Source organism: Arthrobacter sp. S39 (assembly GCF_004320525.1).
Lineage (GTDB): Bacteria > Actinomycetota > Actinomycetes > Actinomycetales > Micrococcaceae > Arthrobacter.
In genome coordinates this window covers 247,844-268,926 of the sequence record NZ_SIHX01000007.1, presented here as the reverse complement: position 1 = coordinate 268,926, position 21,083 = coordinate 247,844, and the positions used below count along the sequence as shown (strand labels likewise).

Genomic DNA, 21,083 nt, shown 5'->3' with positions numbered 1-21,083 from the left:
TGTGTGAGAGGCCCCCAGCCAGACCACTGGGTTGATAGGCCGGATGTGGAAGCGAGGACTAACGACTCGTGAAGCTGACCGGTACTAATAGGCCGATAACTTACACCACACACCAATGCGTGAACGGCATTCAAAAGACGTTCACACCAATGCATTGGTAAAAAGAAACAAGACTGCTTGCGTCCACTATGTGGTTCCCAAACAACAAACCCGACACCACGGGCACGTTGCACAGGAACCAACAACTGAATAACAACACCACACCTGCCATCACCGGCAGGAGCATGTTGTAACCACAGATTTCCCACACACACCACTGGTGCGTGACGGGTAGAAGGGTTACGGCGGTCATAGCGTGGGGGAAACGCCCGGTCCCATTCCGAACCCGGAAGCTAAGACCCACAGCGCCGATGGTACTGCACCCGGGAGGGTGTGGGAGAGTAGGTCACCGCCGGAACATCATTAAGGTCGAGAGCCTCCAGACACAGTCTGGAGGCTCTCCCACTTTAACCACCCGCCCCCGCTGAACCCCCACGGTGAGGGAGCATCCACCCGAAACCCCCCCCAACAACCGCGAGAGGGTTGCTGGAAAAGCCGCATCAACTGCGAGAGCTTCCTGGGTGGGAAAATCGCCACGGCTGCCCCGCGGGTAAAGTTGCTGTCCATGGATAACCTCTTCAGCCACGCAAGTGGCCCCACCCAGGATCCTGCGGACACTCCGGACGCCCTGGACCCTTATATCCTCACGGTGATCGTTCCCGGCCACGTGGCCCAGGCCTTTGCCGGGTTCACGGACCACACGCACCTCTGGTGGCCGCTGGAGTCCCACGGCGTCTACGGAGCCGGGTCCTACGTGGAATTTGAAGAAAACCTGATCCTGGAAACCGCTGACGATGGCCGGACGTCGATCTGGGGGACCATCGACGACTGGCAGCCGCCCCTGTCGTTCCATGCGACCTGGCACCCCGGAACCACGGCGTTGTGGTCCACGGAACTGCGTGTGGCCTTCAGGGCCGTCGCTGAGGGCACTGAGGTCCGGCTGGTGCATGACGGCTGGGAGGGTGCCGAAGACCCGGCGCGTGCCCGGGCAGAGTACGCCGCTCGTTGGCCAATAGTGCTGGAACGGTACGTGCGCTTTATGGGCGGCACTCCGGTGGATACGACGGCGGAACAAGCTTAAGCAGGCGGTACGGCCGTACTTGTGCGAATAACCAGCTCCGTCGGGTACTCCCGGTCAGTTGCCCCGCGAGGAGTTGCGGCACCATCATTACCGGCGGCAGCGCCGGCGTCGAGTGTTTCCAGCAGGAGCCGGGCTGCGAGGGCCCCCTGGCCGCGGGCATCCTGGTTAATGGTGGTCAGCCCAAAGACCTCGCCGAGCTCGTGGCCGTCCATGCCGATAACGGACAGGTCGTGCGGAACCCTGAGGCCAAAGTCGCGGGCGGCGAGAATGGTGCCGATGGCCATTTCGTCCGACGCCGCGAAGACAGCCGTGGGCCGTTCGGTCCCCATGCCGAGGAGCCGGCGCGCACTTGCATACGCGCCTTGGATGGTGAAATCGGCTGAGATCTGCCATTCAGGGCGGACGGGCAAACCCGCGTCCTTCATCGCGGCCTCAAAACCGGCCTGGCGGATTCCGGGAAGCTTGAAGTCCTGGTTCAGTGCGGGATCACCGGTCAAGTGGGCTATGCGCGTGTGGCCCAGCTGGATCAGATGGTTGGTTGCCATCCGCGACAGTCCGGAATCATTGATCCGGATCGTCGATGCGCCGGCCAGCGCCCCGCCGATGCCCACGATGGGACGGTGGATGGCCAGGAGCTGCTGGATCTCGTCGTCCGTAAGTACTAAGGCAACGGCGATCACAGCATCGAGCCGTTTGCGCAGCAGGAAGTCGTTCAGGACGCTCTCGCGCCGCACCGCCTGGTCCCCCACGTTGTACAGGGTGAGGTCGTAGCCGGCATCCAGCAGCGTGGCTGAGACACCCTCCAGGACTGATGAAAAGTACCAGCGGTGCACGGACGGCAGCACGAGGCCAACGTTGTGGTTCCGCCCAGATGCCAGGCTTGAGGCATGGTAGGACGGCACAAAGCCAAGCTCCGCGGCGGCCGTTTTGGCCAGCTTGCGGCTCTTCGCCGAAACGTTGGCCTTCCCGCTGAGTGCCCGCGATACCGTGGCAATGGAGAGGCCGGCCCGGTCGGCAACGTCTTTGATGCCTGCCATGTGGTCTACTCCGTGTCGCCGCGCACCAATTGCAGCCAGACGGTTTCGCCGGAGGCGAGGAAGTGGCCGGACTCCGGATCCGCGCTGCGGAGGAGCACGTCGCCCGCGGGCATTTCCAGTGGCTCGTGGTTGAGGTTCATAAGCACCAGCGTAGTGCCGTTCACGAAACCAAGGGAGGAGCCCGTGCACCATTCCTCGGCCCATGCGAGGGAGCCGCGGCCCAAGCCCAGTTCCCGCCGCGCAGCCAGTGTGCGGCGGTACAGGTTCAGGTGCGACGACGGCGTGGCGGCCTGGACGTCGCGCGCCAGTTCCTTGAAGGAAGCCGGCAGGGGAAGCCACGGCTGCTGTCCGGAGCCGAAGCCCAGGTGCGGTTCCGCGGCACTCCAGGGCAGCGGCACACGGCACCCGTCGCGGCCCAGGCGTTCCCCGCCGGTCCTTGCGAACGTGGGATCTTGGCGCATGCCTTCCGGGATGTCGATGCCGTCCGGAAGCCCGAGCTCTTCGCCCTGGTACAGGTATGCAGCGCCGGGGAGGCCGAGCATAAAGAGGGAGGCTGCGGCCGCACGGCGCCGGCCCAGCTCCGTGTCCGGCTGCTGGTCCGCGGGGCCGATGCCGTCGCCGTCGCGGGGGCCGGAGCCGTTGTAACCGAAACGGCTGGCGTGCCGCACGACGTCGTGGTTGGACAGCACCCAGGTGCTGGGCGCACCAACGGCATCGAGCACTGTCAGGGAGTCCGTGATGACCGACCGCAGCCGGTACACGTCCAGGCCGGCGTGCAGGTACGGGAAGTTGAAGGCCTGGTGCATCTCGTCGGGCCTGACCCAGTGCGCCAGGCGGGGGAGGTCGACGCTGGCTTCGGCGCACAGGATCCTGTCCGGGCCGTATTCGTCCAGGATCAGGCGCCAGGCGCGGTAGATGTCGTGGATGGCCGGCTGGCCGAACATGGGGGCCTCGTGGCCCGGGAAGCCGTCCGAACTGCCACCGTCGGCCCGGCCGCCCCAAGCCGGAAGCCCCGGAGCCTTGACCAGTGCGTGGGCCACGTCCACGCGGAAACCGGACACGCCGCGGTCAAGCCAGAAGCGGAGAACGCGCTCAAACTCGGCATGCACGGCAGGGTTGTCCCAGTTGAAATCCGGCTGGGACGAATCGAAGAGGTGCAGGTACCACTGGTCCGGCTGGCCGTCGGGCCCGATGACACGCGTCCAGGCAGGTCCGCCAAAGTGGGACTGCCAGTTGTTGGGCGGCTCGTGCCCCTCGGGGCCGCTGCCGTCGCGGAAGATAAACATGTCCCGCTCGGGGCTTCCGGCGGGTGCGGCCAGGGCAGCCTGGAACGCGGCGTGCTGGTCCGAGCAATGGTTGGGGACCAGGTCCACGATGACCCGCAGGCCCAGGCGGTTGGCTTCGGCCATCATGATGTCGAAATCGCCCAGGGTTCCGAAGATCGGGTCCACGTCGCAGTAGTCGCTGACGTCGTAGCCGGCGTCGCGCTGCGGAGACCGGTAAAAAGGGGACAGCCAGACTGCGTCCACATCCAGGTCTGCAAGGTGCGGCAGTCCTTCGGTGATGCCGGCGATGTCCCCGATGCCGTCGCCGTTAAGGTCGCGGAATGACCGCGGGTACACCTGGTAGATGACGGCAGAGCGCCACCAGCCCGGAGCCTTATCGGCGTCGTGGATCAGGGTCAGCGGTCCAGCCAGCGCTGCTGTGGCGGAGATCACGGAATCAACAGACATGGGAATTACCCTAGACGAGCAGGCAAAGAAATGAAAACGCTTCCAGCCGAGTTCGGGCGGCCATTGTCCCCGCCTTCTGGGCGACCTGGGCCTGACCTGTGGAAACGCTTGCAGTCATCGTCGAAGTGGGATTATGACGCGGGCGCGTCATCCAGCCGGCCCTAGACTGGAAGGACATGTGCGACGACGGGACTGGAGGCTGCGTGGGCAGCATAGTTGAGGAGCTGGAGACTGCGCTCGGGCCGGGCAGGGTCAGTACGGAGGAGTCCACGCTCGCCCGGTACGCAGTGGACCAGGCACCCGTGCTGGACTTCCAGCTGCCGCTGGCGGTGGTTTTCGCTGAATCAGTGGCGGACGTCCAGGCCGCGGTGAGGTGTTGTGCCGGCCGGGGCATATCGATAGTTGCCCGCGGCGCCGGGACCGGCGTCTCTGGCGGCGCCCACGCCAGCAGGAATTCCGTGGTCCTGTCCCTGGAACGGATGGACCGCATCCTGGACCTTAATCCCGACGACGAGACCGCCGTCGTCGAACCCGGCGTGGTGAACGCCGTCCTGAACGAGGCGGCGGCCGCCCACGGGCTGATGTACGCGCCGGATCCGGCGAGCTTCCGCACATCCACGATCGGCGGAAACGTCGCCACGAATGCCGGCGGCCTGCGCTGCGCGAAGTACGGGGTCACGCGGGATTCGGTCCTCGCGCTGGACGTGGTGCTCGCGGACGGGTCCCTCATCCACACCGGACACCAGACGTTCAAGGGCGTGGCCGGCTACGACCTTACCGGGCTTATTGTGGGTTCCGAGGGCACCCTGGGAATTGTGGTGGGCGTCACGGTGCGGCTGAAGTACCTGCCCCGCGACGTGCACACCATCGCCGCGTTCTACCCCGACTTCAGGCAGGCCGCCGCCGGAGTCCTGGCCGTTGGCAGGGCCCGCGTCCAGCCGGCCATTATGGAATTGCTCGACGGCGGCACGCTGGCCCAGCTGGACAGCATCCACGGATCGGATCTCACCACGCGCGGACGCGCCCTGCTGCTCATCCAGACCGATGGCTTCGGCGTTGCCGCGGAGGCCGACGTCGTCCGGGCCGTGCTGGCGGACGGCGGGGCGTTGGTCACCACCGAATCCACCGCCGAGGCCGAGCAGTTGGTGGAGCTGCGCCGCAACAGCCGCGGTGTGGAGGTCGACGACGAATACCGGGTGGGTGAGGACGTCGCCGTGCCCCGCTCCCGCCTGGTGGACTACGTGGCCGCGCTGGAGGCCATCGCCGCTGCCCACGAGGTCAGCCTCAAGGTGGTGGCCCACGCCGGGGACGGCAACCTGCACCCGACGTTCTGGGTGGACCGGCTGGACGATGCCGTGGATGAGGGCGCCATGCAGCGCCTGAACCTCGCACTGGACGCGTCGATTGACGCCGCGCTGGAAATGGGCGGCACCATCACCGGCGAACATGGCATCGGGCAGTACAAACTTCGCTGGCTCGGACTGGAGCAGCCGGAACCGGTCAGAGAGCTGCAGCGCCGGATCAAAGCGCTCTTTGACCCGGCCGGCATCCTGAACCCGGGGAAAGCCATCTAGGCCTGCGCCCATCCCGGCTGATTTAACACAGCCGTGCTGCGACCGGCGGGCGGCTCCACGGGACCTCGTCAGTCGTCGACGTCCGGGTATTCGTCGATGTCTTCGTCGGCGCCGTACCTGGACTCCTCTGTTTCCACTTCGAGGATCTTCAGCATTTCCGTGTCCGGGTTCAGCATGATGGCTGCCTCGTCCCGGCGGTGCCGCAGGATGGAGTCGATGTAGGACTGCACTGCTTCCGCCAGCGGGATGTGCCGTTCCTGCTTCTCGGACATGTACCAGCGGTGTTCGAGCACCTCGTGGACGGCTTCGGCGGGTTCGAGCTTGCGGGACAGGTCCCGCGGGATGGAGCGGACGATCGGTTCGAAGACCTGGCTGACCCAGAGGTGGGCACTGTATTCCTCGTCCATCTTCGGGTTGTTGTCCGCCCGGAAGGAGTCCATGTCGTTGAGCAGTCGGCGTGCCTGGTTCTCCTGGGCGTCCAGCCCGGTCAGGCGCAGCAGCCGGCGCATGTGGTGGCCGGCGTCCACGACCTTGGGCTGGAGCTGGATGGTGGAACCGTTCTGCGTGGTTTTGATGGCGTATTCCTCGACGTCGAAACCCAGCTCGTTGAGGCGGCGGATGCGGGCGCCCACGCGCCACCGTTCGCCGAGTTCGAAGGATTCCTTCTCCGTCAGCTCGGTCCAGAGGCGGCGGTAGCTGTCCATGATGAGTTCGCTGGTGGCAACGGGGTCCACCTTCTCCTCGATCAGGCCGCCGTCCAGCAGGTCCATCAGCTCGCCGGCGATGTTGACCCGGGCTATTTCGAGGTCGTATTCGCGTTGCCCCGTGGACAGGTCCGGATACAGTTCGCCGGTCTCTGCATCCACCAGGTACGCCGCGAAGGCCCCGGCATCGCGTCGGAACAGGGTGTTGGAGAGCGAGACGTCGCCCCAGTAGAAGCCGATCAGGTGCAGGCGCACCATCAGGAGTGCCTGGGCATCGATGAGACGGGTGAGCGTGTCCTTGCGCAGCATCTGGGAGAACAAGGCGCGGTAGGGCATGGAGAACTTCAGGTGGCGGGTGACCAGAACGGGGTTCAGGGGCCGGCCGTCCAGCGTGGTCCGGCCGGTGATCACGGCTACGGGCTCGACGCAGGGGACGTCCAGCCGGGCGAGCTTGCGGAGCATGTGGTACTCGTGGCGGGCCACGTGCTCGGAGGTTTCCTTGATGGCGATGACGGAGCCGCCCAGGTGGGCAAAGCGCACGATGTGCCGGGAGATGCCGCGGGGGAGTGCTGCGAGGTTCTCGGCGGGCCAGTCCTCGAGCGCGATGTGCCAGGGGAGGTCCAGGAGCTCCGGATCGGCGGCGGCCGCCGTGATGTTCAGCGAGCTGGAGACCGCGGAGAGCTTGCTGTCATTGGCGCTGGCCGCCTCAAACCGGGGCAGTTTGCCGATCTGCGCGTAGTCGGTGGGTTCGTCGTGCCACTGGGCGCTGTTTTCCTCGGTCATGGGTCAATTCTTCCGTACATAGGGGCGGCTGGCCTAAACATCGTGGGTTAACGCCGACGGCGGCCCGTCCAGGAAGGAGGGCCGCCGTCGGTTTAGATCTCGACAGGCTCGATCACCTGTTTGATGTTAGTCGCCCAGGCGCAGACCGGTCTTGGTGTCGAACAGGTGCACGTGGCCCGACTGCGGACGGACGTGGATGGACTCGCCCTTCATCGGGGGGCGGCGGCCGTCGACGCGGGCCACGATGTCGTGGCTCTTGCCGTCCAGGAGGGTGTGGCCGTAGACGTAGGCGTCAGCGCCGAGCTCTTCGACGACGTCGACCTCAACCTGGAGGCCTTCGCCTGCGGCAACCTGCTCGAGGTCCTCGGGACGGCTGCCCAGGGTGACGGTGCTGCCGTGTGCTTCTTCGAGGACGTTGCGCGGCACGGGGTAAACCGTTCCGCCGAACTGGACGCCGCCGTCGACGACGGGCAGTTCCAGCAGGTTCATGGCGGGGGAGCCGATGAAGCCGGCAACGAAGACGTTCTTGGGCTTGTCGTAGAGGTTGCGCGGGGTGTCAACCTGCATGAGCAGGCCGTCCTTCAGCACAGCCACGCGGTCACCCATGGTCATGGCCTCGACCTGGTCGTGGGTCACGTAGACGGTGGTGACGCCCAGGCGGCGGGTCAGGGATGCGATCTGCGTACGGGTCTGGACACGGAGCTTGGCGTCCAGGTTGGAAAGCGGCTCATCCATGAGGAAGACCTGCGGGTTACGCACGATGGCGCGGCCCATGGCGACACGCTGGCGCTGGCCGCCGGAGAGTGCCTTCGGCTTGCGGTCCAGGTACGGCTCGAGGTCAAGAAGCTTGGCTGCTTCGCGGACACGCTCGGCGCGCTCTTCCTTGCTGACGCCGGCGATCTTCAGTGCGAAGCCCATGTTGTCTGCAACCGTCATGTGCGGGTACAGCGCGTAGTTCTGGAAGACCATGGCGATGTCGCGGTCCTTCGGCGGAACGTCGGTGACGTCGCGGTCGCCAATGAGGATACGGCCGGCGTTGACATCCTCAAGGCCTGCGAGCATGCGCAGCGAGGTGGACTTACCGCAACCGGAGGGTCCAACGAGGACCAGGAATTCGCCATCGGCGATGTCGATGTTGAGCTTATCGACGGCGGGCTTTTCTGTGCCCGGGTACAGACGCGTAGCGTTATCAAAAGTAACTGTAGCCACAGTTATCAATCCCTTCACCGGCAGGTACGTGCCGGACGATCCGTTGTGAATGGTTCATGTTTGTTCAGTTGTCCACGGTTTTTCAGCCGTGTACTCCCCGGCCGAAGCCGAGGAGTATCGCGTGACGCCGCACGGTGTCTGTGCGCCACATCACAAGCAAGAGTATGTCAGATGAATGGCGAAAAGAACCAAATGTTACGGACGTCACATATGAGCTTGGCTACTGTCCGTGTCCGCCGAAGTTTTCCGGTTCCTCTTCAGCCACCGCCAGGCTCCGTTCCTGCAGCAGGGCCTCCAGCAGTTCAGCGACGTGCACCGGAGCTTCCACCCTGAACTCGGCCTGGGTAAAGTCGAGCCCCACCTTCACGCCGACATCGCCGGACTCCAGCCGGGCCAGGGCGTCCTCGTCCGTGGTGTCGTCCCCGGCGAACAGGACCGCCGTTGCCCCGGTGATCTGCCGGAGGAAGGTCACGCCCTCACCCTTCGAGGCGTTAACAACGGACGTTTCGAGGACCTGCTTGCCGTTCTTGAGGAACACGCCACGGCGTTCCTGCAGCACGGCCCGGGCGGCTGCCACGGCGTCCTCGGCCACGTCCGGGGTGGCCAGCCTGGTGTGCAGGACGACGCCGGCAGGCTTGTCCTCCAGCAGCGTGCCCGGTGCCTGTTCAACGATCTCCTCCAGGATGCCCCGGACTTCAGCGAGCAGCGCGCGCTGGTCCTCGTCCAGGGTCAGTTCCGTGGATCCGGGACCGAGCCAGGCCTCGGCGCCGTGGCTGCCGATCAGCAGCGTGTCCACCGGGGGTGAAGCCACGGCGCGCAGGCTGGCGAGGGCGCGCCCGGAGATGAGTGCCGTCGTCGTGCGCGGCAGGGCGGCGAGCCCGGCAAATGCGGTGGCGGAGCGCGGCAGCGGGCGGGCGTCGCCGGCGTGGTCCACCAGCGGCGAGATGGTGCCGTCGAAGTCCATGGCCACCAGGAGGTGTTCGGTCCGGGCGATGCGCCGGACGGCCTCGAGGAGTTCAGGGGATAGCGTCAGCGGGCCTTTTGCGCGGCGGGCATCAGGAGTCATCGCGGACCACCTTTTCGTTGAGGGCCTGGAGGAAGTCCGCGGACCAGTGGTCCACGTCGTGTTCCAGGATCTGCTTGCGCATGGACCGCATCCGGCGGGCGGAATCCTTGGGGGGCAAGTTGACGGCCCGCATGATGGTGTCCTTCAGCCCGTCGATGTCGTGCGGGTTCATCAGGAGGGCCTGCTTTAGCTGGTCTGCCGCGCCGGCGAACTCGCTCAGGACCAGCGCGCCGTCGTTCTGCGTGCGGGCCGTGACGTATTCCTTGGCCACGAGGTTCATGCCGTCCCGCAGGGCAGTGACCAGCATGACGTCGGCGGCGAGGTAAAGCGCCACCATTTCCTCCACGGGGTAGCTGTGGTGCAGGTAGCGTACGGCCGTGTTCTGGATGGTGTCGTAGGTGCCGTTGATGTGGCCGACGGTGCCCTCGATCTCCTCGCGCAGGAGCCGGTACTGCTCCACGCGCTCACGGCTGGGGCTGGCCACCTGGATGAGTGTGGCGTCGCCGACGGTCAGCTTGCCCTCGTTGAGCAGTTCCTCGAAGGCCTTGAGCCGGTGCCGGATGCCCTTGGTGTAGTCCAGCCGGTCCACGCCCAGGAGGATGGTTTTGGGGTTGCCGAGGTCCTGGCGGATCTGGCGGGCGCGCTCGATGATCTCCGGCTTGTTGGCCAGTTCGCTGATCTGGGCGACATCGATGGAGATCGGGAAGGACTGGGCCCTGGCGATGTGGGTGATTTCGCCGTCGTGCCCCTTGACGTGCACCTGCTGCTGCTTGACGCTTGCGCCCAGGAACCGCCGGGCGGAGCGCATGAAGTTGCCGGCATCGCTGGGGCGCTGGAAGCCCACCAGGTCTGCGCCCATGAGGCCGTCGATGATGGCGTGCCGCCAGGGCAGCTGGGCGAAGATTTCCGGCGGGGGAAACGGGATGTGGTTGAAGAAGCCGATCCGGAGGTCGGGCCGTGCCTCGCGCAGCAGCCGGGGTACCAGCTGCAGCTGGTAGTCCTGGATCCATACGGTGGCGCCGTGGTCTGCATGGCGTACGACGGCGTCCGCGAACCTCTTGTTGACCCTGCGGTAGGCGTCCCACCAGGTCCGGTGGAACTCCGGGGGAGCGATCACATCGTGGTACAGGGGCCACAGAGTGGCGTTGGAGAAGCCCTCGTAATACAGCTCAACATCGTCGGTGCTGAGCTGGACCGGGACGAGATCCATGCCGCCATGGCTGAACGGTTTGACCGTCTCATCCGGGGCGCCGTGCCAGCCCACCCAGGCGCCGTCGGTCTTGGTCATCATCGGAGCCAGTGCGGTCACCAGGCCGCCGGGCGAGCGCCGCCAGCCCGAGCCGTCGTCGCCGCTATCTCCCGGGGCGCAACGGTCTACGGGCAGTCTGTTGGACACCACCATGAAGTCGTATTTTGTGCCATCGCCCTGGCCGTGTCCGGCAGGTCCGGAGTCAGGCTCGGAGGTAGGTTTTTCCTGGACAGGTGTTTGCATTGCGGCCCCCTGGGGTTGCTTGTGCCTCTAAGCCCACCCTAACGGGGCGGAATCTTCCTTGCTATTCATCCGTTGGTCAACTGGAGGAATAGTTGAAAGCGCAAGCTCTCAGGTTTCTCCCCTAAAATGATGGAGTTGCCACTGAGTGGTCCCCCCACGTCGATCGACCCAAGGAACACATGAGCCCCGCAAATGAAGTACGTAAGTCCAAGGCTGAGCGAACATCGGAGGCACGCGAGAAGGCGCGCCTGATCCGCGAAGCGCAGCTTAAGAAGGACAAGCGAAACAAGCTCCTGATCGGCTGGGGCATTGTGGTGGCAGTGGTGGCCATCCTGGCGGTTGTGGCTCTCGTGGTGACCACCACCATGCGGCAGAACGCCCCGATCGCAGACCAGGGACCGACGCCGGCCAACGGCAACGTGCACGGCGGCATCACCTTGCTCGCCAACACCGAGGTGGCGAAGCTGGATGCGTCCACTGTGGACGCTGCGTCCGTGGGAAACCCGCCGGAGACCGCCCCGGCGGAAGTTGTTGCCCCCGGTGCCGAGGCTGAGGCCGGCAAGCCCGTGAAGGTGGTCCTTTACGTCGACTTCATCTGCCCGGTCTGCAAGAACTTCGAGGCACAGTACAACGAGCAGCTGACTGCCCTGCGCAATGAGGGCAAGATTACGGTGGAATACCGCGCGCTCGGGTTCCTCGACAACCGGTCCTCCACGAACTACTCCTCACGCGCGGCCAACGCCGCTGCGTGCGTTGTGAACCAGTCACCGGAAAAATACGCGGAGTTTGTGGACTCCCTGTTCGCGAATCAGCCCGCAGAAGGCGGAGCCGGCCTCTCTGACGACAAACTCAAGTCCATGGCCTCTGACATGGGCGTCAACATCGACGCCTGCGTGAACGACAAGACCTACCGGCCCTACGTGAAGTTCACGACCAAGGAAGCTGCAGCCATCGGCGTCACCGGCACCCCGTCCGTCTTCGTGGACGGCAAGCAGTGGGGCAAGGGCGACAGTGCCCAGACCCAGTTCCCCGACTTCCTGCAGGCAGCGATCGACGCGAAGGCATAAGCCGCCCCAGTACATGTTGAAGGCCCGGCCCCGGTTCTGCTCCGGGGCCGGGCCTTTTCGATTGGCCAGATGTCCGGGTTGCGGCGGTTTTTACCAGCGGGCGGACTTGGGCTAACCTTATCTAGCGCCGTTCAGGCGCAGGCCCTTCAGGGCACGCCTCCTTAGCTCAGTTGGCCAGAGCACCGCTCTTGTAAAGCGGGGGTCGTCGGTTCGAATCCGACAGGAGGCTCCATTTCTGCCAGATTGAGATCTGGGCACTGGAGCTAACCGGTCCGCCTTGGTAGCTTCAACGGATGGCCATCAAACTTGAAAACGTCGGTATCGCCGTTAGGGACCTCGAAGCAACCATCGCCTTTTTCACCGACCTTGGGCTCACGGTCGTTGGCCGTGACACCGTCAGCGGCGAGTGGGCCGACACCGCCGTCGGGCTTGATGGCAACCACGCGAAAATTGCGGTGCTCCAAACCCCGGACGGTCATGGTCAACTGGAGCTTTTCGAATACATCCACCCTGAAGCGATCGAGACGAACCCAACCCGTCCCAACGACATCGGCATGCACCGTGTGGCTTTCTCGGTCGACGACATCGACCAGGCCCTTGAGATAGCTGCGAAGCACGGATGTACTCCGCTGCGCGGCGTGGCGACCTACGGCGACGTCTATAAGCTCACGTACCTCCGCGGTCCCAGCGGAATCCTCGTGATGCTCGCCCAGAAGCTGAAGAAGGACTGACGTCCGGATCGGCCCGGTCCCTGGACGACGCCGGCGAACCTCTGGACCCCGGCCAGGCGTTGGCCTATCGTTGGGGAACCGATCAAAGTCGACCGGCAGTCTCCGCAGCGGAGGTGCATGATGGGCATTATCTCGTCTGGTTTTCACGGAAAACGGCATGCCGGCAACCCGGCATTACCACCCGGTCAACACGAGACGGACACCTTTCCCGTTTTGACGGCAGGCCCGGCACCCAATATCGCCACAGCAGACTGGGAATTCTTCATTACAACTGGCGCGGGGCAACGCCACACGTGGTCCTGGGACGCGTTCATGGCACTGCCGCAGGTTGAGATCCGGACCGACATCCACTGCGTCACCAGCTGGTCCCAGCTTGGCACCACGTGGCGGGGCGTATCCCTGGACACGTTGTTCGACGAGGTGGAAACAACGTCCGAGTTCACGATGGCCCATTCCTACGGCGGCTATACAACCAATGTCCCGCTTCAGGACCTCCTTGACGGCCAGGCCTGGGTGGCGTGGGAATTCGGCGGCCGGCCACTGGAACGGGCCCACGGCGGCCCGGCCCGCCTGCTGGTGCCCCACTTGTACCTTTGGAAGAGTGCCAAGTGGATCAACGGCATCGAACTGATGAACGAGGACATTCCCGGTTTCTGGGAATCGAACGGCTACCATCTGCACGGCGATCCGTGGCGCGAACAGCGCTACTCATGAGGCCACCCAGATGAGCACGCTCTGGCGCGTCGCCGAGGTGGTGAGCGGCGTTCCCGAGTCGGAAACGTCCAGGACCATCGGGCTGCGGGTCGACGGAATGAACGGCAACCTCGCCGGCCAGCACATCGATATCCGGCTTACAGCCGACGACGGTTACACGGCTGTACGGTCCTACTCCCTGGCCACGGCAGGCATGGACGAAATCATTGAGATCACGGTCGACGAGTTGGCCAATGGTGAAGTCTCTCCCTATCTGGTCAGGAACCTGATGGTCGGCGATCAATTAGAGATCCGTGGCCCCGTGGGCGGCTGGTTCGTCTGGCGGCCAACGGACCCCAACCCGGTCCAGCTGATCGCCGGAGGATCCGGCATCGTGCCGCTCATGTCCATGATCCGTGCGCACGAGGCCGCGGATAATTCGTCGCAGTTCCGGCTGCTGTACTCCCTTAAATCGCCGGGGGCGGGGTTCTATCGGGAGGAGCTGCTCACTCTCAGCCGGGAGTCCGCCAAACTCGTGGTCGACTACGCCTACACGCGCCAAGCGCCGCAGGGCTGGCCTGATCCTCCCCAACGGCTCTCGGAAGAAGCGCTGCTGGCAACCATCCTGCCGGTGGAAGCGGCCCCCGCCGTCTTCATCTGTGGCCAGACGATATTTGTCGAAACGGTCTCAGGATGGCTCGTGCAGGCGGGCTACCCGGCCGCCTCCATCAAGACCGAACGCTTCGGCGGAACTGGAGGATTACGGTGACTGGAACAAATGGTTCGCCCTCCCAAGGCGCCGGAGACCCGCGCTTCGAGGACCAGGATATCGCCGGAATTGCGGGCAATCCGATACCCCACCTCGACGGAAATGCGGTGGCAGGCCCGTTGTGGGAAGTGTTCCGCATCGACATCATTGCAGCGATCGGCCGGTGCAGGAACTGCGGCGCTGTCCGGGCTTTCGGAGAAGCGCTGGTCTACACCGATGCCCCGGGAATCGTTGTGCGGTGCAAGTCCTGCGAGGGCGTCCTCCTTCGCCTGGTGGAAACCCCCACCAGCTACTGGCTCGATGTGAGCGGACTGAGCTACCTCCAGATTGACCGGGAGGGCCAGGATTTGGCCTGATCTCCTCTGCTTCAGTGGAGGCCGAGCTCGGCGAAGGCTGCAACGAGGCCCTCCTGCCCCGGACGCCCGGCGGTGCGGTCCGCGATGGCCATCAGTTCGGGGATGGATCCTTCGATGGCGACGCCGATGCCCGCGTAGGCGATCATCTCCAGGTCGTTGGCGCCGTCGCCGATCGCAATCGTGTCCTCGCGGGCGATGCCCAGGTGGGCGATCACGGCCGCGACGCCGTCGGCCTTGCTGATCCCGCGCTGGAACAGCTCACCCGCGTGCCGGCCCTCGTCGGCGACCGAGTTGGCGACGACGGCAATGTCGTCGCCGATTTCGCGCACCAGGTCTTCCATGGCAACGGGGGAGTCAAATACGGAGACCTTGGCGAACGACACCGCCGCGCGGTCCGCCGTTTGCTGCACGGCGCCGAGGATGGCGGACGAACCCACCGGGCCTCCGGGTGCCTGCCGGAAGTGGGCGTCCAGGATGGCCTGCAAACGCTCCGCTGCGGCAGGCGGAACGTGCAGCGCTTCCTGGGACTCGAGGATGTACACGGCGTCGTGCGCGTCCAGCGCCGCGACCGTCCTGGCCGCGAGGTCTGCGGGAAAACGCCGGTCCACGAGCACCTCCCCGGCCACCTCCGCATAGGCGCCGGCGCTGGCTACCAGGCCGTCGAAGCCCGCGGCGAGGATACTCTGGGGCAACATTGACACCGGCCGGCCGGTGCACAGCAGGACCCGGTGGCCGGCCTCCCGCGCAGCCCGTACAGCGCGCACGTGGCCCTCGGGGACAACGCCGTAGTCCGCGTAGGTGCCATCCACATCGAGGAAGACAGCGCGGACAGTTCCTGCAGTACTCGGCTTAGCGCTCATGAACCCGGATCATACCGAAGTAGCGCCGTCCCGCCCCAACCGGGCGGGGTTGGGGTGGGCTTGGCGTAGTGCAGGCAGGAGCCGGGGTCGTTGCTGCGCAGCCTTACTCCGTATCGATCAGCTCCAGCAGTTTTTTCGCGGCGTCCCGGATGTCGTCATGGCCGTATTGGGCTGCCCGGCTCTCCAGGGAAATGACGGCGCAGCGGTGGACTTTCTTGAAGTCCCCGAACGGAAAGCTCACGCTGCCTTTGGTTTCGTCCGACTTATCGTCATCGCGTCCCAGATGCCATTCGGCGAAGTCAGCAAAGCCGTGCTTGTCGATGAAGGCGTTCTCGTCGTCGGCCGATGGTGCGTGTTCGCTCCAGTCATCGCGGACGTCGCGTTGGACTTTCCCGTCCTTGATGAGCTGGCGGGCGTGCGTGAGGGCCTTGCGGTTGAGTTTGACTGCCATGGTGCCTCCTCAGGTTGCATCTGAGTTTGCTTGCCCTATCAGGGTAGGACCGGCAGGCGCGTGGCGCCACAGCGGGACGCCCACCCACGGCCAAGGCTTTACGGCCCCGAGACTGGCGCGAAACGAGCCCACAACATTCGGCCCGTACCGTCGGTGCATGACTCCTTCGCTGCTGGCCTCTGTCCGTTCTTGGCTTGCCGATGCCTTCTTCTGCGACACGGTCGAGGAGGCTGCGGACGCCATGGCTGATGCCACCCGCTGGGGCTGGCTGCCGGCGCTCAGCGGCATCGCCGTTGCCGGCGACCATGCCCGCGCCGCGCACGCTTCAAGGCCTGCGGAATGAGCCGGGCAGTAGCAATATGTCTGCTTAAGCACACTATTCTCCAAGTCACGGCATAATGACCTAAACTGCTTCACTGAGGTGCCTGAAATGGCGCTGCGCAGCAACGAAAGTGAACATGCCATGGCTACCGATTACGACGCTCCACGTAAGCAAGAAGAAGAGTCTCCCGCAGAATCGCTGGAAGCCCTCCAGGCCTCCCGTTCAGGTGCTGCCCAGACCGCGGTTATCGACGTCGATGAGAACGACACCGCCGAAGGAATTGACCTTCCGGGCGCCGACCTCTCCAACGAGGAACTGACGGTCATTGTTGTTCCCGAGCAGTCCGACGAATTCACCTGTTCGTCCTGCTTCCTGGTCCGCCACCGGTCCCAGATTGCCCGCGAAAAGAACGGCATGAAGTACTGCCGCGACTGCGAAGGCTAGGCAGCACCCACGCCCGTTGAAAGGCGCCGTCCGCGTTCGGTGGACGGCGCCTTTCTGCTGTCCGGGGCAGGACGCCAGGAGCCGCGTGCCGGCGTCGTTACCTGCATAACGGTAGCGTCCAGAAACGGTGTAAATAGGGATTCTTTCCGGCCACAAACCGTACCGGATTTACGCCCGCGTGACCGGAAACAGGTGCATTTAACGGTTCCGCGCCGAAGGGGATACAACCCTGCTTAAGGGTGGTTTGGGCTCCTACGCTTGAGCTATCCAATCACTCGAAAAGGTGGCCCACAATGAAAAAGATTCACACGTGGCTGGCAGTCATTCTGATGGCTGTCGGATTGGGTTTCCTGGCTCCGGGGCCCGCCTCGGCAACCACGTCCTATTGCGGACTTGTTTGGGGATCGCTGGCCGAAACAAATCCAGCGATGAGCACCGCATCTGTAACCAACGTCCGGACGGGGCAGCACTACTGCTTCGACCGGATGGTGGTTGATCTCAACGGCCCTGTGGCCGGCCACACCGTCCAGTACGTTCCCGTAGTGGTCCAGGACGGTTCAGGTTTCAGTATCCCGCTGCAGGGCAGCGCGTTCCTCCAGGTCACTGTGAACGCTCCGTCCTACGACAACGAGACCGGCAACGTCACGTACAGCCCGGCAGCAAAAGCCGAACTGTCCAACGTGGCTGGTTACCAGACGTTCCGTCAGGTAGCTTACGCAGGCAGCTTTGAAGGCTACACAAGCATCGGCCTCGGCGTCCGTGCACGGCTCCCGTTCCGGGTCTTCACCCTGGACGGACCGGGCTCCGGATCGCGGCTGGTAGTGGACGTGGCGCACTTCTGGTGACCTCCGGTTCAATGGCGAACCGGCGTTGAGATAAGCACGGCAAACCCAAGAACGGCACCCTGATCCGGAAATCCGGGCCAGGGTGCCGTTCGGTGCGGGCAAGCTACTCGGGCACCACCAGTGCCGGAGTGTCGCGGCGGATGGTCTCGCCCCGGAAGAACCCGGGGCGGAGGCGGGCCATGACCAGCATGAACACCGCCCCGAGCAGCAGGATCCCGATGCCCAGGACAAACACCAGACCCACACCAAAAACCTCCGAGCCGCTGCCGAACTCCGGCGCCCAGCTGTCCACCGCCGTCTGCAGGAACACCACAAACAGGCCGACGCCGCCCAGCACCGGGCAAACGAGCCGCAGCATGAAGTTGCGGACGCTGCTGAAGACGCTGTTCCGGAAGTACCAGGCGCAGGCGATGGCGGTCAGGCCGTAGTAGAAGCAGATCATCAGGCCAAGGGCCAGGATGGTGTCGTTCAGGACGTTCTCGCTGATCACGTGCATCACGGCGTAGAAACCGGCGGACACGACGCCGGCCGCAACAGTGGCGAAGCCCGGCGTCGCGAAACGCTTGCTCAGGTGGCTGAACGGCCTGGGCAGGGCGCCGTAGTGGGCCATGGCCAGCAGGCTGCGCGACGGCGACGTGAACGTTGACTGCAGGGATGCAGCGGAACTGGAGAGGACCGCGAGGGACATCAGGATGGCGAACGGCCCCATGATCGGGGACGCAAGCGCCGTGAAGAGGTTCTCGTGGTTCTCCGGGTTGTTCAGCCCCACCCCGGTATCGCCGACGCCGGCGAACATCATGGTGGCGATGCTCACCAGGAGGTAGATGCCCAGGACTGCCACCGCGGTGAGGGTACCGGCCAGGCCAGCGGTCTTTTTGCCGTTGGCTGTTTCCTCGTTCACGGTCAGGCACACGTCCCAGCCCCAGTAGACAAAGATCGACAGGGAGATGCCGGCAGCGATCTGCCCGAACGTCTCGATTTTGGTGACGTCGAACCACTCCCAGCTGAACGGGATGGCCGTTTCGGAGGTGGACCAGTTCGCGAACGCCAGGCCCACGAACAGCCCCAGAACCAGCAACTGGAAGCCCACGAGCCCGTACTGCACCAGCTTGGTGGTGTGCAGGCCGCGGTAGCTCACCCAGACGGCGAGGGCCACAAAAACGAAGCACGTCAGGACGTTCAGTGGCTTGTTGGCCGCGAGGTCGGCAAGCTCGGGTGAGCCGGTCACCTGTGACAGGAAGAGGTAGAAAAAGTCCACGGCCACGCCCGCGAGGTTGGACAGGACGATGATGTTGGCGGCGAGGAGTCCCCAGCCGCCCATCCAACCAACCCACGGTCCGAAGGCCTTGGTGACCCAGGTGAACGTGGTGCCGCTGTCCGGGGAGTCGGCGTTGAGCTCCCGGTAGGCGAGGGACACCAGGATCATGGGGATAAAGCCGATGAGGAAGATGACCGGCAGCTGGAGCCCGGCTTCGTTGATGGTGGGGCCCAGTGCACTGGTGAGCGTGTACGCCGGCGCGATGGTGGAGATGCCCAGGACCACAACGGCGAGGAGGCCCAGCTGCCCGCCCTTGAGGCCCTTGGCCGTGATGCCGTGCGCCGTGCCGGCTGCGTCAGCCCCCGACTGCTGGCCGGCGGAGGTGCCCTTGCGGATGGTTTGCGTCATTGTCCAGCGCTTTCTACGAAGCAGCAGGCTGCTGTTGGGTGATGCAATGGATACCGCCGCCGCGGGCGAAGAGCTCGCGGGCGTCGATCCCGACCACACGCCGGCCGGGGTAGGCCTCTGCCAGGATCTGCAGCGCCTTGTCATCGTTGGCGTCCCCGAACGTACAGGCAATGACGCCGCCGTTGACCACCACGTGGTTGATGTAGCTGTAATCCACAAAACCCTCGTCATCCCACAGCGTTTCCGGGGCGGGGACTTCGATGATGTTCCACTCCCGTCCGGCCGCGTCCTTCGTGGTGCGGAGGTGCTCGATGACCTCTCGACTCACCTGGTAATCAGGGTGCCGCGGGTCCTGCTGGGAATGCACCAGCAGCGTACCGGGGGAGGGGATGGCTGCGACGATGTCCACATGCCCGCGGGTGCCGAACCGTTCCGAGTCCCTGGCCAGGCCGCGGGGGAGCCAGACGACATGGGTTGCACCGATGGTCCGGGCAAGCTCGGCTTCGACGTCGGACCGGCTGAGTCCGGGGTTCCGGCCCGGATCGAGCTGCACGGTTTCGGTCACCAGGACGGTGCCCTCGCCATCAACCTGGATGCCTCCGCCTTCGTTGACCAGCGCGGACACGATGTGCGTTGCGCCTGCGCGGCCGGAAACCTCGCCGGCGACCAGCGCGTCCTTGTCCCAGCGGGCCCAGTCCTGGGCGCCCCAGCCGTTGAACACCCAGTCGACGGCGCCGAGGCTCCCGTCCCTGTCCAGCACAAAAGTTGGGCCGATGTCCCGCATCCACGCATCGTTGAGCGGGGCTGCAAGGACCTCGACCTCCGGGTGGAGATAGCGGGCGGCGATGCCGACGTCGGCCGGGTCCACCACCACGGTGACCGGCTCAAATTCGACGGCGGCGTTGGCCACGGCTGCCCACGTGGACCGGGCAGCGTGGGCATCCTCGTCGGTGTCGCCCAGGGTGTAGCCGCCGGTGGGGAACGCCATCCAGAGCCGCTCCTGCGGAGCGGTCTCGGCGGGCATGCGCCAGGCGCTCATGCGGTCAGCTCCTGACCGGTGATTGAGCCTGCCGAAATCCCGATCCCCGCCTCCTCGCCGCCAAGCGGCTGGTCACGGCGCACGGGTTCGGTCAGCCGGCCGTAGGTGTCGGGGCGGCGGGTGGCCAGGAACGGGAAGAGCGTGAGCCAGTCCCGGCGCTGGTCCAGGTCGAGGTCTGCCACCAGGACGGCGGACTCGTCGCGCGGGGCCTGGACCAGGATCCGGCCGTAGGGGTCGGAGATGAACGAGGAGCCGTAGAAGTCCAGTGTTCCCTCGCTGCCCCAGCGGTTGGGGGCAATCATAAAGAGGCCGTTGGCGATGCCGTTGCCCACAATGACCTGCTGCCACAGCGGCTGCGTGTCGAAGTCCGGGTGGTCCGGTTCGGAGCCGATCGCGGTGGGGTACACCAGGATCTCGGCGCCGCCCAGGGAATAGAGCCGGGCTACTTCAGGGAACCATTCGTCCCAGCAGGTGGGCATGCCCAGCCGCGCGCCACCCAGTTCCTCCGGCGCGTGGACCTCGTAGGCATCCGCTGCCGCCGGCCCCTGGCGGAAGAACTTGTCCTCGTAGTAGCCGGCGGTGACCGGGATGTGCAGCTTGTGCGTCCGGGCGAGCAGTTCCCCCTCCGACGACACCAGGATGGCGGTGTTCAGGCCCAGGCCGTCATCGCTGCCGTCCGGGTCCGGCGCCTGCTGGTACAGCGAGGCGTGGACGGCCACGCCGTGGCGGCGGGCCGACTCTGCGGCGAACCGGAACGTGGGCCCGGTGAGCAGGTCCTCAGCGGTGTCCGACGGCCGGGGCCGCACCGCTCCGGGCCGGGAAATGTCATTTTCGGGGCGGGCGTCCGCGGGGTAGCGGGAGAGCGTGAGCTCGGGCAGGAACACCACTGTGGCGCCCAGCCGGGCGGCACGGCCGATGCCTTCGTCGAGTTCGGCCTGCAGGACGTCAGTGTCTGCATGCCAGCGGTGCTGCACCACGCCCACGCGGAGGGCGGGGCGTTCGGACGGCGCTGTCCGAGCCAGGGAAGCGGGGGAGTCGAGACAGGAAATTTCAATCATGGGC

21 protein-coding genes, 1 tRNA gene and 2 rRNA genes are annotated in these 21,083 nt (G+C 65.2%); 13 read left to right on the top strand and 11 right to left on the bottom strand.

What is annotated here, in order from left to right; translation table 11 throughout:
- From EYS21_RS15965 to EYS21_RS15955, 3 genes are all read left to right on the top strand, one after another.
- Positions 1-109 (top strand): 23S ribosomal RNA (locus EYS21_RS15965); the annotation flags it as partial.
- A gap of 231 nt (positions 110-340) precedes the next feature.
- Positions 341-457, top strand: a 5S ribosomal RNA gene (gene rrf / locus EYS21_RS15960).
- Positions 458-664: 207 nt separating this feature from the next.
- A complete protein-coding gene (locus EYS21_RS15955) occupies positions 665-1,180 on the top strand; it encodes a hypothetical protein (RefSeq protein WP_131134192.1) in 516 nt (171 codons plus the stop codon).
- On the opposite strand, the gene EYS21_RS15950 is transcribed toward EYS21_RS15955, so the two are convergent.
- Both EYS21_RS15950 and EYS21_RS15945 read right to left on the bottom strand, forming a co-directional pair.
- Complete coding sequence (locus EYS21_RS15950) at positions 1,177-2,217, bottom strand: LacI family DNA-binding transcriptional regulator (RefSeq protein WP_131134190.1); 1,041 nt, start codon at positions 2,215-2,217, stop codon at positions 1,177-1,179. The two genes, EYS21_RS15955 and EYS21_RS15950, sit on opposite strands and share 4 nt — an antisense overlap.
- Positions 2,218-2,222: 5 nt before the next feature.
- Positions 2,223-3,950 (bottom strand): glycoside hydrolase family 13 protein, encoded by a 1,728-nt coding sequence (locus tag EYS21_RS15945; RefSeq protein ID WP_131134188.1) that lies wholly within the window; start codon positions 3,948-3,950, stop codon positions 2,223-2,225.
- Between the two features lie 203 nt (positions 3,951-4,153).
- Here EYS21_RS15945 and EYS21_RS15940 point away from each other — a divergent pair, with 203 nt between their 5' ends.
- Entirely contained in the window at positions 4,154-5,524 is a 1,371-nt protein-coding gene (locus EYS21_RS15940; RefSeq protein WP_131134187.1) for an FAD-linked oxidase C-terminal domain-containing protein, read from the top strand.
- A gap of 68 nt (positions 5,525-5,592) precedes the next feature.
- On the opposite strand, the gene EYS21_RS15935 is transcribed toward EYS21_RS15940, so the two are convergent.
- The 4 genes from EYS21_RS15935 to EYS21_RS15920 all read right to left on the bottom strand — a co-directional run bounded on the left by EYS21_RS15935 (position 5,593) and on the right by EYS21_RS15920 (position 10,778).
- A complete protein-coding gene (locus EYS21_RS15935; protein ID WP_131134185.1) occupies positions 5,593-7,011 on the bottom strand; it encodes a DUF4032 domain-containing protein in 1,419 nt (472 codons plus the stop codon).
- Between the two features lie 126 nt (positions 7,012-7,137).
- Positions 7,138-8,220: a sn-glycerol-3-phosphate ABC transporter ATP-binding protein UgpC gene (gene ugpC, locus EYS21_RS15930; RefSeq protein WP_131134184.1), complete on the bottom strand. Its 1,083-nt coding sequence runs from the start codon at positions 8,218-8,220 to the stop codon at positions 7,138-7,140.
- 220 nt (positions 8,221-8,440) lie between these two features.
- Positions 8,441-9,286, bottom strand: coding sequence for a trehalose-phosphatase (gene otsB / locus EYS21_RS15925; protein ID WP_131134182.1), 846 nt, complete (start codon positions 9,284-9,286; stop codon positions 8,441-8,443).
- Positions 9,276-10,778, bottom strand: a complete 1,503-nt coding sequence (locus EYS21_RS15920; protein WP_131134180.1) for a trehalose-6-phosphate synthase — start codon at positions 10,776-10,778, stop codon at positions 9,276-9,278. The genes otsB and EYS21_RS15920 overlap by 11 nt, the downstream gene beginning before the upstream one ends.
- A gap of 179 nt (positions 10,779-10,957) precedes the next feature.
- Between EYS21_RS15920 and EYS21_RS15915 the strand changes: the two genes are divergently transcribed.
- The 6 genes from EYS21_RS15915 (at position 10,958) to EYS21_RS15890 (ending at position 14,394) form a co-directional block, all read left to right on the top strand.
- The gene (locus EYS21_RS15915) at positions 10,958-11,845 is read left to right on the top strand and encodes a thioredoxin domain-containing protein (RefSeq protein WP_131134179.1); all 888 of its coding nucleotides are present in this window, start codon (positions 10,958-10,960) and stop codon (positions 11,843-11,845) included.
- Positions 11,846-12,000: 155 nt separating this feature from the next.
- Positions 12,001-12,077 (top strand) — tRNA-Thr (locus tag EYS21_RS15910).
- 61 nt (positions 12,078-12,138) lie between these two features.
- Entirely contained in the window at positions 12,139-12,576 is a 438-nt protein-coding gene (locus EYS21_RS15905) for a VOC family protein (protein WP_131134178.1), read from the top strand.
- Between the two features lie 120 nt (positions 12,577-12,696).
- On the top strand, positions 12,697-13,290 hold the full coding sequence (locus tag EYS21_RS15900) for a sulfite oxidase-like oxidoreductase (protein ID WP_131134229.1): 594 nt from the start codon (positions 12,697-12,699) through the stop codon (positions 13,288-13,290).
- Between the two features lie 10 nt (positions 13,291-13,300).
- A complete protein-coding gene (locus EYS21_RS15895) occupies positions 13,301-14,038 on the top strand; it encodes an FAD-binding oxidoreductase (protein ID WP_131134177.1) in 738 nt (245 codons plus the stop codon).
- The gene (locus EYS21_RS15890) at positions 14,035-14,394 is read left to right on the top strand and encodes a DUF6510 family protein (protein ID WP_242633452.1); all 360 of its coding nucleotides are present in this window, start codon (positions 14,035-14,037) and stop codon (positions 14,392-14,394) included. The genes EYS21_RS15895 and EYS21_RS15890 overlap by 4 nt, the downstream gene beginning before the upstream one ends.
- Before the next feature lie 11 nt (positions 14,395-14,405).
- Here EYS21_RS15890 and EYS21_RS15885 read toward each other — a convergent pair whose 3' ends face one another.
- Together EYS21_RS15885 and EYS21_RS15880 are read right to left on the bottom strand one after the other, a co-directional pair.
- On the bottom strand, positions 14,406-15,254 hold the full coding sequence (locus tag EYS21_RS15885) for an HAD family hydrolase (RefSeq protein ID WP_131134176.1): 849 nt from the start codon (positions 15,252-15,254) through the stop codon (positions 14,406-14,408).
- Positions 15,255-15,357: 103 nt separating this feature from the next.
- On the bottom strand, positions 15,358-15,705 hold the full coding sequence (locus EYS21_RS15880) for a hypothetical protein (protein WP_131134174.1): 348 nt from the start codon (positions 15,703-15,705) through the stop codon (positions 15,358-15,360).
- 157 nt (positions 15,706-15,862) lie between these two features.
- Here EYS21_RS15880 and EYS21_RS15875 point away from each other — a divergent pair, with 157 nt between their 5' ends.
- From EYS21_RS15875 to EYS21_RS15865, 3 genes are all read left to right on the top strand, one after another.
- Entirely contained in the window at positions 15,863-16,048 is a 186-nt protein-coding gene (locus EYS21_RS15875; RefSeq protein ID WP_131134173.1) for a hypothetical protein, read from the top strand.
- A gap of 120 nt (positions 16,049-16,168) precedes the next feature.
- Positions 16,169-16,471, top strand: a complete 303-nt coding sequence (locus tag EYS21_RS15870) for a DUF4193 domain-containing protein (protein WP_131134172.1) — start codon at positions 16,169-16,171, stop codon at positions 16,469-16,471.
- Positions 16,472-16,764: 293 nt separating this feature from the next.
- Entirely contained in the window at positions 16,765-17,316 is a 552-nt protein-coding gene (locus EYS21_RS15865) for a hypothetical protein (protein WP_131134171.1), read from the top strand.
- Positions 17,317-17,419: 103 nt separating this feature from the next.
- Here the strand turns inward: EYS21_RS15865 and EYS21_RS15860 are convergent, their stop codons facing one another.
- Genes EYS21_RS15860 through EYS21_RS15850 form a run of 3 tightly spaced genes read right to left on the bottom strand, consistent with a single transcriptional unit; the run spans position 17,420 to position 21,079 of the window.
- On the bottom strand, positions 17,420-18,982 hold the full coding sequence (locus tag EYS21_RS15860) for an APC family permease (RefSeq protein ID WP_131134170.1): 1,563 nt from the start codon (positions 18,980-18,982) through the stop codon (positions 17,420-17,422).
- Between the two features lie 13 nt (positions 18,983-18,995).
- The gene (locus EYS21_RS15855) at positions 18,996-20,021 is read right to left on the bottom strand and encodes an agmatine deiminase family protein (protein ID WP_131134169.1); all 1,026 of its coding nucleotides are present in this window, start codon (positions 20,019-20,021) and stop codon (positions 18,996-18,998) included.
- Positions 20,018-21,079, bottom strand: coding sequence for a nitrilase-related carbon-nitrogen hydrolase (locus tag EYS21_RS15850; RefSeq protein WP_131134168.1), 1,062 nt, complete (start codon positions 21,077-21,079; stop codon positions 20,018-20,020). The genes EYS21_RS15855 and EYS21_RS15850 overlap by 4 nt, the downstream gene beginning before the upstream one ends.
- Positions 21,080-21,083: the final 4 nt, after the last annotated feature.